A 1,318-nucleotide genomic window follows, 5' to 3' on the forward strand; every position below is an offset into this window, starting at 1 on the left:
GGCCCGCCGCGACGCCTGGCGCAGCCTGGGCCTGGACGTCGAGACGCTGCTCGACGCGGCCCGCGCCAGCCGCCTGCTGGAGGAAATCCTCACCCCCGCCGAGCGCGAGCGCCTGGCGCCGGAGCAGCTGGGCCTGGGCGTAACCCTGACTTTCTCGCTCAAGGAGAGCCTGTTCAAGGCCCTCTACCCCCTGGTGGGCCGGCGCTTCTACTTCGAGGACGCCGAGCTGCTGGCCTGGGACGCCGAGGGCCGCGCGCGCCTGCGCCTGCTCTGCGACCTGTCCGGGGAATGGCACCGCGGCCGCAAACTGGATGCGCAGTACGTCCTGTTCGACGGGCGCCTGCTGAGCCTGGTGGCGGTGCCGGCCTGAACGGCCGCCGCGGGATTTATTGACTTTAAAGTCAGAATCTGGCGTCATGCACGCCGTCCCGCCACCCGGCGGTAGCCCTCCGCTAGCCTGAAGACGCCACCCCCATGACGACCAGCGTCACGCCATTCGCTATATAGAAAAACACATAGCGATAGCGGAAAAGCCCGGCTACCCTGCCCAATCCGGCGTCGGCAAGCCCCGCCCAGCAGGACAGAACAAGAACGGACCAAGGAGCATGACAATGAAGCGATCCACCCTCGCCCTGGCCATCGCCACGGCGGCCCTCGCCCAGCAGGCCAGCGCCGGCGGATTCATCGAGGACAGCAAGGCCAGCCTCGGCCTGCGCAACTTCTACATCAACACCGACAACCGCAACGGCCCCGCCTCGCCGAGCAAGCAGGAAGAATGGGGCCAAGGCTTCATGCTCAACTACGCCTCCGGCTTCACCGAGGGCACCGTCGGCTTCGGCGTCGACGCCCTGGGCCTGCTCGGCGTGCGCCTGGACGGCGGCGGCAAGTCCGGCAAGAGCGGCATCGACCGCCAGCCGGGCACCATCTTCCCGCTGGAGAGCGACGGCAGCGCGGTGGACGAGTTCAGCAGCCTGGGCCTGACCGCCAAGGCCAAGGTCTCCAGGACCGAGTTCCGCTACGGCACCCTGCAGCCCAAGCTGCCGGTGGTGGTCTACAACGACGCGCGCCTGCTGCCGATGACCTACGAGGGCGGCCAGGTCACCTCCAACGAGTTCAAGGACCTGACCCTGACCGGCGGCCAGCTCAGCCACACCAAGGGCCGCAACTCCACCGACTGGCGCAGCATGTCCATCGCCGGCGCCAACGGCAGCACCGCCAGTTCCCGCGACAGCAACAAGTTCTACTTCGCCGGCGGCGACTACAAGGCCACCAAGGACCTGACGCTGCAGTACTACTACGGCCAGCTGACCGACTTCTA

2 protein-coding genes are annotated in these 1,318 nt (G+C 67.8%); both read left to right on the forward strand.

The genetic code is table 11. The annotated features are described in order from the left end of the window. Window positions 1-370: 4'-phosphopantetheinyl transferase (locus DK254_RS34715; RefSeq protein WP_146219566.1), on the forward strand; the 370-nt coding region annotated here is incomplete at its 5' end. Between the two features lie 241 nt (window positions 371-611). Further along, window positions 612-1,318, forward strand: a 707-nt coding sequence (locus DK254_RS05695; protein ID WP_146219567.1) for an OprD family outer membrane porin, incomplete at its 3' end; no start/stop codon positions are given.

The sequence above is a fragment of the Pseudomonas sp. RW407 genome (assembly GCF_003176655.1).
Classification (GTDB): Bacteria; Pseudomonadota; Gammaproteobacteria; order Pseudomonadales; family Pseudomonadaceae; genus Pseudomonas; species Pseudomonas delhiensis.